The 15,128-nt window shown below is 69.4% G+C and carries 15 protein-coding genes and 2 pseudogenes; 9 read left to right on the forward strand and 8 right to left on the reverse strand.

Features of this window, described 5'->3' with window-relative positions:
* Positions 1 to 108 precede the first annotated feature (108 nt).
* Entirely contained in the window at positions 109 to 858 is a 750-nt protein-coding gene (locus tag ACEXOX_RS20740) for a MerR family transcriptional regulator (RefSeq protein ID WP_406526411.1), read from the forward strand.
* Between the two features lie 152 nt (positions 859 to 1,010).
* Here the strand turns inward: ACEXOX_RS20740 and ACEXOX_RS20745 are convergent, their stop codons facing one another.
* The gene (locus tag ACEXOX_RS20745) at positions 1,011 to 2,015 is read right to left on the reverse strand and encodes a phosphatidylinositol-specific phospholipase C (RefSeq protein ID WP_406522432.1); all 1,005 of its coding nucleotides are present in this window, start codon (positions 2,013 to 2,015) and stop codon (positions 1,011 to 1,013) included.
* 457 nt (positions 2,016 to 2,472) lie between these two features.
* Between ACEXOX_RS20745 and ACEXOX_RS20750 the strand changes: the two are divergent.
* A pseudogene (locus ACEXOX_RS20750) lies at positions 2,473 to 3,083 on the forward strand (ALF repeat-containing protein).
* A gap of 231 nt (positions 3,084 to 3,314) precedes the next feature.
* On the opposite strand, the gene ACEXOX_RS20755 reads toward ACEXOX_RS20750, so the two are convergent.
* Positions 3,315 to 3,611: a hypothetical protein gene (locus ACEXOX_RS20755; RefSeq protein WP_406522433.1), complete on the reverse strand. Its 297-nt coding sequence runs from the start codon at positions 3,609 to 3,611 to the stop codon at positions 3,315 to 3,317.
* A gap of 109 nt (positions 3,612 to 3,720) precedes the next feature.
* Positions 3,721 to 4,908, reverse strand: a complete 1,188-nt coding sequence (locus ACEXOX_RS20760) for a methyltransferase domain-containing protein (RefSeq protein ID WP_406522435.1) — start codon at positions 4,906 to 4,908, stop codon at positions 3,721 to 3,723.
* A 585-nt stretch (positions 4,909 to 5,493) separates the two neighbouring features.
* On the opposite strand from ACEXOX_RS20760, the gene ACEXOX_RS20765 reads away from it, so the two are divergent.
* From ACEXOX_RS20765 to ACEXOX_RS20790, 6 genes and pseudogenes are all read left to right on the forward strand, one after another.
* Positions 5,494 to 6,321, forward strand: a complete 828-nt coding sequence (locus ACEXOX_RS20765) for a Scr1 family TA system antitoxin-like transcriptional regulator (protein WP_406522436.1) — start codon at positions 5,494 to 5,496, stop codon at positions 6,319 to 6,321.
* The gene (locus tag ACEXOX_RS20770) at positions 6,318 to 6,527 is read left to right on the forward strand and encodes a DUF397 domain-containing protein (RefSeq protein WP_406522437.1); all 210 of its coding nucleotides are present in this window, start codon (positions 6,318 to 6,320) and stop codon (positions 6,525 to 6,527) included. The genes ACEXOX_RS20765 and ACEXOX_RS20770 overlap by 4 nt, the downstream gene beginning before the upstream one ends.
* Before the next feature lie 52 nt (positions 6,528 to 6,579).
* Complete coding sequence (locus tag ACEXOX_RS20775) at positions 6,580 to 6,816, forward strand: DUF397 domain-containing protein (protein ID WP_406522439.1); 237 nt, start codon at positions 6,580 to 6,582, stop codon at positions 6,814 to 6,816.
* A 54-nt stretch (positions 6,817 to 6,870) separates the two neighbouring features.
* A pseudogene (locus tag ACEXOX_RS20780) lies at positions 6,871 to 6,996 on the forward strand (helix-turn-helix domain-containing protein); the annotation flags it as partial.
* Between the two features lie 1,101 nt (positions 6,997 to 8,097).
* A complete protein-coding gene (locus ACEXOX_RS20785; RefSeq protein ID WP_406526412.1) occupies positions 8,098 to 9,378 on the forward strand; it encodes an IS701 family transposase in 1,281 nt (426 codons plus the stop codon).
* 165 nt (positions 9,379 to 9,543) lie between these two features.
* A complete protein-coding gene (locus ACEXOX_RS20790) occupies positions 9,544 to 9,756 on the forward strand; it encodes a DUF397 domain-containing protein (RefSeq protein WP_406522440.1) in 213 nt (70 codons plus the stop codon).
* 44 nt (positions 9,757 to 9,800) lie between these two features.
* Here the strand turns inward: ACEXOX_RS20790 and ACEXOX_RS20795 are convergent, their stop codons facing one another.
* Complete coding sequence (locus ACEXOX_RS20795) at positions 9,801 to 10,625, reverse strand: hypothetical protein (RefSeq protein WP_406522441.1); 825 nt, start codon at positions 10,623 to 10,625, stop codon at positions 9,801 to 9,803.
* A gap of 103 nt (positions 10,626 to 10,728) precedes the next feature.
* On the reverse strand, positions 10,729 to 11,313 hold the full coding sequence (locus tag ACEXOX_RS20800) for a TetR/AcrR family transcriptional regulator (protein ID WP_406522442.1): 585 nt from the start codon (positions 11,311 to 11,313) through the stop codon (positions 10,729 to 10,731).
* 142 nt (positions 11,314 to 11,455) lie between these two features.
* Between ACEXOX_RS20800 and ACEXOX_RS20805 the strand changes: the two genes are divergently transcribed.
* Positions 11,456 to 12,328, forward strand: coding sequence for a class I SAM-dependent methyltransferase (locus ACEXOX_RS20805; protein WP_406522444.1), 873 nt, complete (start codon positions 11,456 to 11,458; stop codon positions 12,326 to 12,328).
* Between the two features lie 215 nt (positions 12,329 to 12,543).
* Here ACEXOX_RS20805 and ACEXOX_RS20810 read toward each other — a convergent pair whose 3' ends face one another.
* From ACEXOX_RS20810 to ACEXOX_RS20820, 3 genes are all read right to left on the reverse strand, one after another.
* Positions 12,544 to 13,692 carry a cytochrome P450 gene (locus ACEXOX_RS20810; RefSeq protein ID WP_406522445.1) on the reverse strand — a complete coding sequence of 383 codons (1,149 nt, stop codon included), beginning with the start codon at positions 13,690 to 13,692 and terminating at the stop codon, positions 12,544 to 12,546.
* A 134-nt stretch (positions 13,693 to 13,826) separates the two neighbouring features.
* Positions 13,827 to 14,474: a class I SAM-dependent methyltransferase gene (locus ACEXOX_RS20815; RefSeq protein ID WP_406522446.1), complete on the reverse strand. Its 648-nt coding sequence runs from the start codon at positions 14,472 to 14,474 to the stop codon at positions 13,827 to 13,829.
* 337 nt (positions 14,475 to 14,811) lie between these two features.
* Positions 14,812 to 15,120 carry a hypothetical protein gene (locus ACEXOX_RS20820; protein ID WP_406522447.1) on the reverse strand — a complete coding sequence of 103 codons (309 nt, stop codon included), beginning with the start codon at positions 15,118 to 15,120 and terminating at the stop codon, positions 14,812 to 14,814.
* Positions 15,121 to 15,128: the final 8 nt, after the last annotated feature.

Consider the following 15,128-nt stretch of genomic DNA (forward strand, 5'->3'; position numbering starts at 1 on the left):
GGTGGGGCGACATAGGGTGAAGCCGTGGCAGAGAAAACGCACGGCGATCCCGGACCTCCCGCCGAACCCGGCACCCCCGCTTCCGGCCTCGGCCCCCGCGAATACCGCATGGCCGACCTCGCCGAAGCGGCCGGCATCACCGTCCGCACCCTCCGCTTCTACCGCGAACGCAAACTCATCCCGCCGCCGCGCCGCGAGGGCCGCATCGCCTGGTACAACGAGCACCACCTCGCCCGCCTCCACACCATCGCCGGCCTGCTCGAACGCGGCCACACCCTGGGCGGCATCGCCGAACTCCTCGCCGCCTTCGACACCGGCCGCGACGTCGGCGAACTCCTCGGCCTGGAGGACACCCTGGTGGCCCCCTGGTCCGAGGAGACCCCCGTACGCCTGACCCCCGGGGAACTCGCCGACCACTTCAAGGACGACGTCACCCCGGAGAACCTCTCCGCCTCCCTCGACATCGGCTACCTGGCCGTCGACGGGGACGAGTTCGTGCACATCAGCCGCCGGCTGCTCGACGCCTCCACCGAACTCGTCGCCAACGGCGTGCCGCTGGCCGCCGTCCTCGAAGCGGGCCGCGCGGTCCGCACCCACGCCGACGCCCTCGCCGACCTGTTCATCTCGGTCGTCCGCACCCACGTCCTGGCCGACGTCCTCGACCGCGCCGCGGCCGGCGAGCCCCTCGACCCCACCGAGGCCGCCCGCATCACCCAGACCATCGAAAAGCTCCGCCCGATCTCCAAGGGCATCGTCGACGCGGAACTGTCGATGGCGATGGACCGGAGGGTGCGGGCGGAGCTGGACTCGTGGCGCCGGGAGACGGAAAACGGGGGCGGAGGCGGGAGCGGGGCCTGACCGCTCGCCGCTCCCGCCCCCACTCCCGCGCCCGGCCCGCCTACTTCGGGCAGGTGTCCTGGGTCACCTTGCCGCCGTTGGCGGAGGCGGTGGCCGGATCCATCGACAGGCACAGACTCGTCCAGTTGTTGACGAACCGGAAGCTCTTCGCGCTAGGTGACCAGGCCGCCGGACTTGGCGCTGTCGAACTCGGGGCCCCGCACCATGCACCGCTGATACTGGCTGTTGACGTAGGTCTTGTCGGAGTTGACCAGCCAGATCGCCCGGTTGCCGCCCTGGGGGATGTGGCCGTTGTTGCGGAAGATGATGTCGTCTATCAGGGCCCAGCCCGGGAAGTCCATCATGACCGTACCGACGCGGCCGCTGTCACCGCCGTTGAGGTACTTCATCAGGCGGTAATTGACGCCCTGGACCTCAGTACGGACACCGCCCTGCTCCTGCCAGTACCCGCCGGCGTACTCGAACGGGAGCCGGGTGAGCCCCTGGGACGCGGAGGTGTACGTCACGTACATCTCGTTGTCGTCGTCGCGGGCCGCCCGGTCGACGTTCTCCTTGACGTAGTTCCACTTCTTCTCGACGGGGTCCGCCGTCCAGTGGTCTTCCTGATTCTTGTTGAAGGTCTCGATCCCGTACGCGTCGCTGTCGAAGCTGCCCAGGACCAGCTTGCCGCGGACGTCCTTGAGACGGGGAACCGGCGCTCTGCCTTCACCCGCCGCCGAGGGGGTGTAGAAGAGGTCGCTGTTCCTCGACACGTAGTGGCCGAAAATGCTGCGGGCGTCTTTCGCCTTCATCGACTTCGGATCGTTCGCACAATCGACGGGCTTGACATCCTCGAAGGGACACTCGGCCTTCAGGCGCATCAGGACCGTCTCGCTCGGGTGCTTCTTGAGGAAGGCCCGCGTCTCGTTCAGGACGTCACCGAAATTCGCCTTCTGGTAGACCACTCCGTGGTGGACCGTGAAATCCATGGCTCCGCTGATGCGGACCCGGATGTCGACGGCGCGGATTCCGTGCTCCAACTGCGCCTTCAGGGTCTTCCCGTTGTCGCCGAAGACCTCCTGCGTCTGCGCGACGGCGCCACCGTGAATGGCGAGCGTGTCGTGGGTGCCGGGCAGCGACATCGCCCCCAGCGAGGTGTCGTCCGCGATGTTCGCCATCCAGTCCAGCCGGGTCGTCGACCCGAGGTCCGGTAGGCGTCCTGGTTCCGCGAGCCGGCCGCCCCGGCGGCACCGGGCGTGAGCAGGGACGCGCCCAAGGCGGCACAGACCGTTACCAGGCGCACCAGGGGGCGGGACCTCCGGCGCGTTCTGACACCGGCGCCGCGTGAAATGGGGCGGGGCGTGGGACTCCTGTCGGACTTCGCTGGAGACGACCGAAGACGGTCACGGGACGTCACGTGGACGCCCCTCACCCTGTCCCGCGGACCTAACGTTTTTCTCATCCCCGGCGGATCGGGCGAAGAGGACAGGCCCGGGGAAGTTGACCAGCCCCACATCACCAAGTATCCGAAGTCACCGACAACCTCCTGACATTGCCGACTTCAGGCAATGCCCGGTGGGCGCACCATGGGGATGATCGTGTCATCGGTAGTTCAACCACGGAGGCATCACGCCCATGAGACCGTCCCGCGCTGCCCTGATCGTCGCGGCCACCGCCCTGACACCGGCCCTGCTCCTGGCCACCCCGGCGTTCGCCGCCCCGGCGTCCGCCACCGCCCGTACGGCCGCGACGGCCCCCGTGGCAGCCACGCCCGGGACGCCGGTCGGCGAGATGTCGACGGACGACCTCCGCGTAGCGGTCTCACGTATTCTGGCGGACAAGAACATCGGCAAGGGAGTGAAGCGCGAAGCCGCCAAAGCCCTTGCCGACGGCAGCCCCGAAGCCCTCCGCGCCTTCCTCGAAACGGGTTACCGCCTCACCCGTTTCGAGGACGACCGCATAGCCGTCTCCACCATCCTGGCGCGCAAGGAAATCGGCCCCGGGGTCAAGAAGGAGATCTACCAGCTCCTCGCAACGGCACACCCGAGGAATTCCGCGCCTTCCTCGAAACCGGCTACCGCCTCGCCCAGGCCGATGACGACCGCGTGGCCATAGCCAGAATCCTCACCAGGCCGAACATCAGCAAGGCTCTCAGAGCGGCAGTGAACAAGGTCCTCGACGACGGATCGCCGGAGGCGCTGCGGTACTTCCTGGAGGTCGGCCAGTACAAGGTGGACGGCAAGTGACCTGAGTTCGCCGGCGTGCGGCCGGCGCCGGGCACCGGCCGCAACGGGAGCCCGAGCAGGACCGGTTCACGCGCCCAGGGCCGGCCCAGGCCCGGGCCCGGGGAGAGAACGTGAGCGAGCCTCTGCCCGGCGATTTCCTCGCCGGGCAGAGGCTCGCTCGTCTCCGGAACCGTCCGCCTCAAGGGCCGTCCGTCTGCGGGACCCTCCCCGGAGTCATCCGGGGATCAGGACTCAGCTGCCGAACGGACCGGGGTTGTTCTTGTCCGCGTCCTGGCACTGCTTGATCCGCTTCTCGATCGCCCGCGCCTTGGCGCGCTCCTTGTCGGCCGCCTTGTGCTGACCGCGGGCGTCCAGCTTCGCGGCCTTGGACTTGTGCGCCTTGACCTGCTCGCTCATCTGGCCGATGTGGCAGGTGACCTTCCCGCGGGTCGACACGGCGCCCTGTGCCGCCTGCGCGGGAACGGCCGCGAACAGGACGCCGCCCGCGAGAGCGGCGGAAACGGCAAGTGTGGTGATACGTCGACGCATAAAGCTCCCCGTTCACATAACGAGTCGTACCGACCGACCCGTTGAGGTGTGGCTGATAACAGTCGATCACTGTAGCCGAAGCGATCAGCATTCCCAGCCCTCACCTAATTCACCGCTTATCCCGCGAAAGCCAGCAAATTTCCCGTGGATCGTCCAGCCACACCTCTTCACCTTCCGCAGTGACGGTCAGGCCGAACCGTTCACAACCGGGCCGGCCATTTCCTGCCCACCACCGGTGGGCGGCCTCCGCCTCGTCCCAGAGACGGCGGGGCCCGCCCTGCCAGACGCGGGTTTCCCCGCCGTCACGGAAGTACGCGCAAGCCCAGGACCGGTCCCGCAACCCGTAGAGCCACACCGGCCGCGCGCCCCCGCGTCGCTCCGCCTCGACCTGCACACAGTCAGGCACCCGCAGCCCCACGGCGAACCGCTGAGGCCCGGACAGCCCGCCCGTGAACTCCTCCTCCGTAAGTTCCGTGACCGTCTCGTCCCCACCCGTCACACTTCCCGAAACATACGCCCCATGCACCACCCGCGGCAGCCGCTGAGCCCGCAGCTTCATGAATTCCACCGCCCCGGTGAATTTCCCCGAAGCGCTGCGTCCGTCCCCCGCCACCACCAGACGCGCCACGCCGTCGGCATGGCTGTAATGCGTTCCCCAGGGCGCGACGAGAATTCCCCCAGGGCGGCACTGCTCGACCCAGGTCCAGGGAAAGCGACGGAGCCCGCAGGTCGCGATGATCCGGTCGTACGGCGCCCCCTCCGAATACCCCCGCGCACCATCCCCGTGCACCACCCGCACGAAACTGCCGAACGCGTCCAACGCCGTACGGGCCCGCCCCGCGACCACCCCGTCCACCTCCACACTGACCACCCGCCCGACCCCGGCCCGGTGCGCCAACAGCGCCGCGTTCCACCCCGTCCCCGTCCCGATCTCCAGCACCTTGTCTCCCGGCCGCAGGTCCACGTTCCGCAGCATCCGGAACACCACCGACGGCATGGACGCGGAACTGGTGGCCACGGCCCCCGGCTCCGTACCGGTGTGCTCACCGTCGTCCCACTGCGTGACCACCGGACAGTCCGCGTCGGCGTAGGCCCGCCACCGCTCCGGCTCGTCGACCCGCGAAACGAACACACTGCGCCCGGCCGTCATGTCCCAAGGCCACATGAGCCCCGGCAGAAACGCCGACCGGGGCACGGCCGCGAACGATTCCGCCCACTCGACGGACAAGGCCCCGGCCCCGACGAGGGCGAGCCCCAGCTCGGCGCTCACGGGAAGCCGCTGACGTTCGTACCCCATGCCTAGCCGCCCTTGGGCGGATTGGGAACACCGGGGCCGTGGTCGGGGTGCCGACGGATCAGGACTTGGCAGTCCGTCGCCCTGGACCGGTCCCCGACTTTCAGCGCGGCGACCAGGGCACGCGCCAACTCCGCACACCCCGGGCACTCCCCGGCAAGCTCCGGCGGCCTGCGCAACACCGTCATGCCCGGTCCTCCCGGGTGTGAGGGTGCCCGGCGATGACACCGTTGCAGCTCAGCACGGTGAGCGAACGCCCATCGTCCCGTGCGGGCTCCCGGTCCCCGTACGCGGAGGCGCAGACGGTGCAGCCGGGTACGGGTACGGGTTCCAAGTTCCGTGAATCGGGCCGGCCTTCAATGGCCGCTTCGAACTTTTCTTTGACACCCATGAGCAGTCCCTCACCTGTTCCCAGACCGCACATTCACTCAGCGCGGCCAATTGGTTACAGCGTGCCGCAACGCTCGGTAGTCTGGAGAGATTCGGGAGTCCAACCTGAGGGCTGGGCTTCGCGGCATATGCACGCGCCGTTGACCACCGGAAACGCCTTGTCCCAGAGCCATGACCAGGCCGTGAGTCGGGAGAATCGTGGACGAAGAAACTGAGACCCCCGAGGACCCACGCCGGGAGTTCGCCGAGGAGTGCCGCAGCGCGCGGGAACTGCACGACCCGGCAGCGCTGACACAGGCCCAATTGGCCAGACTGCTGCGCACTTCCAAGAGCACGATCTCCCGTTTGGAGACGTGCCAAGGGGCGATTCCGCCGGACCTTCCGCCCCTACTGGACGAAGTGTTCGCGACGGACGGGAAGTTCAAGCGACTCCATGAGGAGGCAGTGGCAGCGTCGTTCCCCACGCTCTACCGGCGGCGCATGGCTTTGGAGCGCGCCGCCGTCGCCATTCGGGAGTGGTCACCGACTCTTGTTCCCGGATTGCTCCAGACCGCCGACTATGCGCGCTACCTCTTCAAGGGCGGCGCCCCGCGCGCCAGCACCAAGGAGACTTCGGCGTTCGTCAACGACCGGATCGCGAGGAAAGCCTTACTCGATGGAGCCATGCCACCGGACGTCTACGTAGTGCTGTGCGAGTCCGTCCTGCACCGCCGCTTCTGCCCGCCGGAGATCATGCGACGACAGCTGAAGGCTCTGCTCGACGCCGGGTCGAGGCCCACCGTTCGCGTGCAGATTCTTCCCCTGGACTCTCCTGCCCACTTGTTCATCGACTGGCCGGTGTCGCTGATCACCTCTCCCCGTCACGTCACCTCCGTCTGCGTGGAGAACTATCAAACGGCTGGCATCGTGGACGATCTGGACTACGTTCGAAACGCAGTGCGGACCTACGATGAACTGACCGGCGACGCACTGTCCGCACGGGAGAGCGCGCGCCTGATCGCCGAGCAGATGGAGAAGCTGACGTGAAGATCGGTGCGGCTTGTTGGGCCAAGTCGAGCTACAGCAGCCCTGAAGGGGGCAACTGCCTGGAGTGGGACTCAACTTCCGGCATAGCGACCGGCGCCGTCGCCGTCCGGGACAGTAAGAACCCCGGCGGCCCCGTTCTCTCCCTCTCCTCCCGCTCCTTCGCGGCGTTCATCGCAGGCGTCAAAGCTGGCACCTTCACCATCTGATAGCGGAGTACGGCAGCCGTTCCGCTTCAGCCGTGCAGCCCATGGAGGCGTCATGGCCCAGCCCATTACGACCCCAGGTCTGCCCCTCACATGGACCAAGTCGAGCTACACCAGCGCAGAGGGCGGCAACTGCCTGGAGTGGTCCCCCTCGACCGCCAAAGCGGCCGGCACCGTCCCGGTCCGCGACAGCAAAGACCCGGACGGCCCCGTCCTCACCTTCACCCCTGCCGCCTTCGCGGCCTTCGTCACGGGCATCAAAGCCAACGCGTACTCCGGCCTCCGGCAGTGACGGACGCACCACGGATGCTCCTCACCAGATAAGGCTGATCTCATGGGTACGACCATGGACCTCGCACCGGGCGCGAATCTCGCAGCGCTCCGCGTGGCGTACGGGCTGACACGCACACAACTGGCCAGGCAGGCCGGTATCAATGTTTCCTTCCTGTCCAAGATCGAGGTGGGAGACAGGACCCTCACACCTGCCGTAGCGGCAGCCCTGGGCAAACCCATGGGGCTCAGCATGGCCGAGGTGCTGGGCCGGGCCTCGGTCTCCCGGGACGACGAGCAGCGATTGGCGGAACTGCGCTCCGCGATCCGGGACTACGACCTGCCCGGACGTCACGAAGTTCACGAGGCCGGCATAGTCGCCGCCCTGGAAACCGCGCGGCGGCACCGTGACGCCGCAGAGGTCGACCGGCTGCTGGTACTGCTTCCCGGGCTGCTCAGGAACGCCACCGTCCACGCGCACGCTGCCAACACGGTGGACGCGTGGATGGCGCTGTCCGAGGTCTACAGCAGCGTGTACTGGCTGGCCGCCCGGCACCGCTGGATGGACATGGCGGAGCTGGCCGTGACCCGGCAGCGTTGGGCCGTCGAGCAGAAACCCGACCCGCTGGGAGTGGCGATCGCCGCTCGCGACAGGGCGGGCGCGTACCTCAACGGTGGTGACTTCGAGGGCGGGCTGACGATTGTCGACCGCGCCATCGCACAGGCCCAGTCCGGCCTGTCCGGTCAGGACCGGGCCTTCGCCGTAGGCGTGCTGAACCTCCGAGGCATGACCCTAGCGGGACGCCTGAGCGACAAGCAGGAAGGCCGACGCGAGGCCGAGCGGCACATCGCGTCCGCGTGGGAATCCGCCGAGTGGTTCGACGACCGCGACTGGCACCGGCACAACATGATCTTCGGCCCGCGGAACGTCACCACCCACGTACTGGCCACCCGCCTCGACCTGGGCCGTCCGCGCGATGCCTTGGAAGCCGCGGAGAATATCGACACGGCCCTGGCGGGCCTGCCCGCCAACCGCGTCGGCCCGACCAGGATGAATCTCGCCCGCGCTCAACTGGACGTGGGCGACCGCGACGGCGCTTTGGAAAGCCTGAGCGCCGCATGGGACGCGGCCCCCAGATGGCACGCATCCACCCCACGGCACGGGAAGTGTTCCGTGTGCTGTCGTCCCTGCACAGGCGGAGCAAGCCTGAGCTGCTGCGTCTGTCCAAGCTATCGGGAATCAGTCTCTAGTAGGACTCCGTTAGGTCTTCCTATCAGCGCTGATCACGAGCATGTTGGGTGTGTGGATGCACCTGAAGTGAACCGTGTCCGGGCCACGTTGGCGTTGTACGTGGCTGATGTGTTCGCGTCGGTGCCGCGCAAGGACCAGCGTGCCAAAGGCGACTGTTACCTGCGGGGACTCATGCTGGACGGCCGCCGCAAATCGATCCAGGCGATGGCCGCGCGCCTGCCGGACGGCAACGAGCAGAACTTGCAGCAGTTCGTGAACCAGTCGACGTGGGATCCGGTGCCGGTGCAGCGGCGGATCGTCGAGCGGACGCTGCCGCTCATCAACCCGACGGCCTGGGTGATCGACGACGTGTCGGTACCCAAAGACGGACAGATGTCGGTCGCCGTGGCTCCGCAGTACTGCGGAGCGTTGGGCAAACGGGCGAACTGCCAGGTCGCGGTCAGCGTCCATGCCGCGACCGACACGGCTTCCTGCCCGCTGCAGTGGCGGCTGTTCCTGCCCGAGGAGTGGGCGTCGGACACCGGCCGCCGGGCCATCACCCGCGTTCCGCCCGAGGTCACGCACCGCGAGAAGTGGCGGCTGGCTCTGGACATGCTCGACACGCTGGCCCACTGGGGCATGAGGCCCCCGGTCGTGGTGGCCGACGCCGCCTACGGCACCAACGCCCGCCTGCGGACGGCGCTGTCCGAGCGTGGGCTGGCCTACGTCCTGGCCATCCGCTCGGATGCGAGCGCCCATCCCTTCGAGGCAGAGCCTGTCGCCCCGGCGCGCAACGGGCCGGTCGGATGCTGGCCCCAGCCGCGATACCGGCAGGCCGCACCATCGGTGGCTGCCCTGGCCGTCGGCCTCGGGCAGGAGGCGTTCGCCCCTCTCACCTGGCGAGGCGGCTCCCGAGGAGAGTTGCGTTCCCGCTTCGCCGCCGTGCGCGTCCGCCCGGCCGGCAAGGCTGTCGAGCGTCCGGTCAAGGCCGCGGCCTCGGCCGAACATGGCTGGTGGGACGGGATCCTGCCCGACTGCTGGCTGCTGATCGAGTGGCCCGCCGATGCCGAGGCGCCGGCCAATTACTGGCTGTCCAACCTGCCGGCCGACACCCCGATCGCCAACCTGGTACGTCTGGCCAAGGTCCGCTGGCGCATCGAGCACGACTATCGCGAACTCAAGCACGGCCTGGGCCTGGACCACTTCGAAGGCCGCTCCTGGCCAGGCTGGCACCACCACGTCACCCTCGTGACCGCCGCCCATGCCTTCCTCACCGAACAGCGCCTGGCCCCAAAAGTGCCCGCACCGGGCGCACCCTCTACCAGGTCCTCGACACCCTCCAGAATCTCCTGAGGTGCTGGACCGGCATCTGCACCACCTGCCATCAACCCCTACCCAACAGGACACACACGGCACCAAGACCGAGACAGACCTAACGGAGTCCTACTAGAGGCCCGGGCGCGTAGGTTGAGCACCGCTCTACGCTGCCCGTTCGGCCAGACAGCTCGGGGAGGCACCGTGACGCCCTACCTCACCCCGCCCTGGGGCAAGTCCAGCCATAGCAACCCCGATGGCGGCAACTGCCTGGAGTGGTCCCCCTCGACCGCCGAAACGACTGGCACCGTCCCGGTCCGCGACAGCAAGTCCCCGCACGGCCCCGTTCTCGCCTTCCCCGCCGACGCCTTCGCGATATTCATCGCAGGCGTCAAGACCGACACCTTCTCCGCCTGAGCGACGGCCTGCCAGCCGAGGGAGAAGGCGCGGCCGACGCCCCCTCACCCCTCCAAGAACCGGCGCAGTGACGCCGTAAGGCTCGTCGCGAACGCGTCCCGGGTCTGCTCAGGCAGCAGTTCCAGGGAGAGGTACGGGTTGAGGTCCTCCAGCTCGACCAGGAGCAGGTCGCCCTCGGGCGTGCGGCAGGCGTCCACGCGCTGGATGCCGTGGGCGAGGGTGTTCCAGTCGATGAACTTCCGCGCGAAGGCGAGGTCCGCCTCGGTGGGCTCGTACGGTGCGAGTTCCCAGCGCCGGGCGGGGTCGGGGGCGTGGAGGGCGTACTGGAAGGTGTCGTCCACGTAGTAGAAGGACACCTCGTAGCGGAAGTCGATGCGCGGCTGGACGAGGATGTCGCCGTAGGCCAGCCCGGCGAGTTGGTCCGCGGGGGCGAAGGTCAGGCCGATGGAGTCCGCGCCCGCCTTCGGCTTGACCGCGTACTGCGGGGCCTGGGGCAGCAGGTGGAGGTCCTGGGGGCGGTCGACGGTGGGGATGACCGGGTATCCGGCGGCGGTCAGGTCCAGCAGGTACTGCTTGCCGGCCATGTCACCGCGCCCGGTCAACGGGTTGTAGACCCGGGTGCCGCGCGCCAGAGCCTGCTCGCGGAACGCGTCGTACTCCTCCTGGTAGTGCAGCACGGGTCCGCTGTTACGGACGATGACCGCGTCGAACGCGTCCATCAGCCCGGCGGCGTCCAGGGGATGGCACAGGGCGATGGTGAAGGCGTCGCGCAGTCGGGAGGACAGGAAGATGTCCTCGTCGCAGTACCGCCGTCCCTTGGCCTGGTAGGCGAGGTCGGTCACGAACAGAACGCGGGGGCGGGCAGGCACGATGCATCTCCTTGGACGGTGATCATCAGCCTAACCGTGCAGGTGAGGGGGTGTCTTGCGCGGGCCGCACTGCTCAGAGGCCCGGGTGCCCGGACCGGCTCCCTCAGTCCTTCACGAGCGCGCCCACCAGCCGTGTCACCGAAGGGCGCGGATCGGGTGCTCCCGGCCACCCGGTCATCAGCAGATGGTGCGTGGCGCCGACGACGGCGAGGGCCACGCTGGGCGGGTCGACGGACGCCGGCACCCGGCCCAGGTCCCGTTCCGCCGCCAGGTAGCCGGTGATCGCGTCCTGGATCGCGTCGAAGCCGGGCGCGCCGCCCGCCAGCGCCTCGCGGACGCGCGCCGTGGCGGCGGGGCGGGTCATGGCGAGGCCCGAGATGGCCGGGCCGCCGGATTCGAGAAGGGCGAGGGCGACGGCTTCGAGGTTGGCCGCCACCGTGTCCTGACCGACGCGTTCCGACAGCGCCCGCGCCTTCGTGGCCGTGCGCGCGAAGCGGTCGAGGCAGAGTTCGGCCACGAACGCGTCGAGCCCCGCGAAGTGCGCGTGCAACAGCCCCTTCGCGCAGCCCGCCTCGGTGGTGACGGCGCGGCTGGTGAGCGCGCCCGGGCCGTCCCTGACCACGACGCGTTCGGCGGCCGCGAACAGCCGCTCGCCGACGTCCGGGGTCGCCACTCCGCGCGGTGACATGAGCTGCTGCCTTCCGTCTCGTCCTCGTCGCCCGCCCTCGGGGCGCGAACACGGGTCAGCGTAGCGGGGATTGCCAGTTTGGGCACGCGCCCATACAGTTTGGGCGCACGCCCATACTTCGTCTTCCTTCCTGGAGGCCCACGTGCCGGACATCGTCAACTCCGAGCAGGCGCAGGCATGGAACGGCCCCGAAGGTGCCCATTGGGCCCGTAACCAAGACCGCTGGAACGCGGTGAACGGCGGCTTCAACGAGCCCCTGCTCGACGCCGCCCGGATCGCGCAGGACACCCGCACCCTCGACGTCGGCTGCGGCTCCGGCCAGACCACCCGTCTCGCCGCGCTCCGGGCGCCCCGGGGGCACGCGCTGGGCCTCGACCTGTCGGGCCCGATGCTCACCGAGGCGCGGGCCCGCGCGGAGCGGGAGGGTGTCGCCAATGCGGCGTTCGTCCAAGGGGATGCGCAGACGCACCCCTTCGAGGCAGGTCAGTTCGATGCGGCGATCAGCCGGTACGGGGTGATGTTCTACGCCGATCCCGTGGCGGCCTTCGGGAACATCGGCCGCGCGCTGCGGCCCGGCGGCCGCCTCGCCTTCGTCTGCCCGGCCGACGCCGCGCTCAACGACTGGGTGACGGCGGTCGCGTCGCTGCGCGACATCGTGCCGGTCGGCGCCTTCGGGCAGCCGGGCCTCCCCGGCATGTTCTCCCTGGCCGAACCGGACCGTATACGCGACGTCCTCACCACGGCCGGCTTCACCGCCGTCACCGTCGACCAGATCCAGGCGTACGGGACGTGGGGGCACGGGGCCGCGGACGCCGCCGACTTCCTCCTGGCCACCGGCCCGGGCCGCCACCTCACGGAACAGACGGCCGACGCGGCCACCCGCGCCCACGCCCGCGCCACCCTCACAGCCCATCTGCGCACCCACGAGACAGCGGACGGCACGGTCCGGCTCCGCAGCACGTCGTGGCTGGTCACAGCGGCCCGCCCGACGAGCCACGCGGACGGCAGGCCCTAGGCCCTGTCGTCAAATTCCCGCCTGCCGCGCGACGCCTGGCACGCACGCTCGCTGCGTTGCCGAAACGCCCGCGTAGCTCCGCTACGAGGGCGCCCCGGCGCCTTGCGATCGCACGCACCAGACGCCGCGCGGCCCGCCCTTTGGGCGGACGACGAGAATTTGACGACAGGCCCTAGCCGGAAACACATCCGTGCCCGGTGCGCGCCCGCGCGGTGTCACCACAGGACCGGCAGCCGCTCCGGGGTGCGTTTGATCCAGCCCGTCCGCCAGTTGATCTCTTCCGGCGGGATCGCCAGGCGCAGGTCGGGCATGCGGTCCAGGACGGCGGACAGCGCGACGGATGCGTGGGTACGCGCGAGATACGTGGCCGAGCAGTAGTGGCGGCCGGTGCCGAAGGTCAGGTGTTCCTTCGCGTTGCGGGTCAGGTCGAGTTCCTGCGGGTCCTGGAACACGGCGGGGTCGTAGTTGGCGCCTTCCACGAGGACGAGGACGAGGTCGCCCTTGGAGACGGCCTGGCCGCCGAGTTCGGTGTCCCTGACGGCGATGCGCGGGAGGCCGTCGCCGATGGCGAGGCTGTAACGGAGGAGTTCCTCCACCGCCGGCTCCATGGCTTCGGGGTGGGCGCGCAGCCATCGCGTCTGGTCCCGGTGGGTGGCGAGTTGCAGCAGGGACAGCAGCAGGAAGGCCGCGGTGCTCAGTCCGCCCGCGACGAAGAGGTTGTTGATCATGAGGGTGATCTCTTCGTCGAGTTCGGGCGTCGTCCCGTTCTCCACACGGAAGCGGGCCAGCGCGCCCAGCAGGCCCGGCGCGTCGACGGCGTCGGGCGCGATCAGGCAGGCGCGCGTGCGGGCCAGGCACTTCGCCAGGTTGACCTCCGCGCCCTCGAAGGAGCGCGGCACGGTCATGATGCTGATGTCGAACCCGTCCATCAGCAGGCGGCCATGGTCTTCGGTGAGCCCCAGGACGGTGGACATCACGGAGGCGGTGTAGGGCTGGGTGAAGCGCGCCCGGACGTCCCCCGGAGGCCCCTCGGCCGTCAGCTCGTCCAGCAGTTCCTCGGCCTTGCGGCGGAAAGCGCCGGTCGCTTCCTTGACCGCGTGCGGGGAGAGGGCCTGCATGACCGTCTCGCGCAGCCCCGCGCCCACCATGTCCTTGACGCTGCTGCGGTTCGACGCCGGGAAGAGCGGCGCGTATTGCAGGCGCCCGCCCGGTTCGGCCAGGGCCGACATGCTGAAGGCGTCGTCCTGGAGTACCCGCGTGGCCAGTTCGTGCGTACAGACCAGCCAGGCCGGGTCGCCGGTGAACGTACGGATGCGGGCGACGGGCTTGTGCTCGCGGAGCCACGTACACACTTCGGGAACCACATCACCTCGCCGGGCGAGAGGCCATTCCACATCGACATCGACACCGCCACCGCCATCGCCACCGGCTTCTGAGCGCGAATGCCCCTGCGGACAGGCTGTTCCTCGCGTGCCGCCGCTGAACTCTTCTTGTGCCGTCATGACGCCGGAGTCCTCGCCCACAGGTACAGGCTTCTCTCTGGTTCGGCCGGCGCCTGGTCGCGCGCCGGGGCTTCGGTGCGGACCTCCACGCGTTCGACCTCCAGGCCCGCCAGCTCGGCGTAATGGCGGACGTCCTCGCGCAGACACCGCGCGGCACGGTAGGTCCGGCCGAGGAACCGCACGACCTGCGTGTCCCGGCGCTCCAGAACCGCCAGCAGGACGGTGCCGCCCGGCACGGTGAGGGCCGCCAGCCGCCGCACTCCCTCCACGAAGGAGTGCTCGGGCAGGTCGACGAAGCAGAACAGGCACACCACGGCGTCGTACGCCCCCAGCTCGGCGGGAACCTCGCCGAAGAGGTCGGCCAGCACGAAGCGCGCCCGGGGCACCTGGCGCCGCGCGTGGGCCAGCATCACCTCGGAGACGTCGATGCCCGTGACGTCCAGGCCCTTCGCGCACAGCTGCTCCGTGGTGGGGCGGCCCGTCGCGCATCCCACGTCCAGGACACGGGAGCCGGGAGCGAGGCGGCGCGCCAGGTCTTCGACGGCGTCGGTCTGGGCCTGCTTCCGGCCGGCGAAGGCCCGCTCGAAATCCATACCGAGGCTGTCGAAGACGCGCGCCACCCGGGCGCCTTCCGGAGAGATCACCGCAGCATCAAGGCCGCCATTGCCACTCCTTGCGCGGCTTACGGACATGTGTCGCGTATGCCCGCGATGAGCGGTTTCGATGCCGCCGGTACCTCGAAAGCGTGACACCGAGCCGCCAGCGGTCGCACGTTCCGCACACCGCCCGCCCCGGGCCCGCCCTGCCACCGCCCGGCCGCCGCTCCGGCCACCGCTCCGGCGCCGCCCGGTCCCGTACGGCCCAGACGTCAGCCGTGATCGCAGACAACCGTCATCGGCGCGTGGTCCGACCAGTGGGCACTCACCGGCCCGAGTGCGAACCGGTCACTGCCAGAAGATCTCTTCCCCATGGACCTGTTGGTCACTGGCCGGGCTCCGCGCGGGCTGCCATGTGGCGGATATTGGACGCTTCTTCCAGGAGCGCCTTGGCTTCGGCCGGATCGGTGCACTCATAGGCGGCGCGGTGTTCGAGGCTGGTGACGTGGGCATCGAGCTGCGGGTCGCGGGCGATTGCGTACTCGCCCCACCACCGGGCCATGAAGGCGGGCGCAGTACTGGTGTCGTACGCGTCGGCGACGTACCGCTTCCAGTGCGCGTCGAAATCGGACAGGAGCCGGGGAGCATGCCGGGCGATGGCCTCACGGAGGGCCTTCGGGTTTCTCTCCGGCATAGGGGGAT

The organism is Streptomyces sp. Ac-502 (genome assembly GCF_045222935.1).
Lineage (GTDB): Bacteria > Actinomycetota > Actinomycetes > Streptomycetales > Streptomycetaceae > Streptomyces > Streptomyces monomycini.

What these genes read in the sequence shown, in the direction of transcription:
- ACEXOX_RS20740 (WP_406526411.1), top strand. Translation starts at nt 109, where the DNA reads ATGGCCGACCTCGCCGAAGCGGCCGGCATCACCGTCCGCACCCTCCGC.
- ACEXOX_RS20745 (WP_406522432.1), bottom strand. Translation starts at nt 2,015, where the DNA reads ATGGCGAACATCGCGGACGACACCTCGCTGGGGGCGATGTCGCTGCCC.
- ACEXOX_RS20755 (WP_406522433.1), bottom strand. Translation starts at nt 3,611, where the DNA reads ATGCGTCGACGTATCACCACACTTGCCGTTTCCGCCGCTCTCGCGGGC.
- ACEXOX_RS20760 (WP_406522435.1), bottom strand. Translation starts at nt 4,908, where the DNA reads ATGGGGTACGAACGTCAGCGGCTTCCCGTGAGCGCCGAGCTGGGGCTC.
- ACEXOX_RS20775 (WP_406522439.1), top strand. Translation starts at nt 6,580, where the DNA reads ATGGCCCAGCCCATTACGACCCCAGGTCTGCCCCTCACATGGACCAAG.
- ACEXOX_RS20800 (WP_406522442.1), bottom strand. Translation starts at nt 11,313, where the DNA reads ATGTCACCGCGCGGAGTGGCGACCCCGGACGTCGGCGAGCGGCTGTTC.
- ACEXOX_RS20820 (WP_406522447.1), bottom strand. Translation starts at nt 15,120, where the DNA reads ATGCCGGAGAGAAACCCGAAGGCCCTCCGTGAGGCCATCGCCCGGCAT.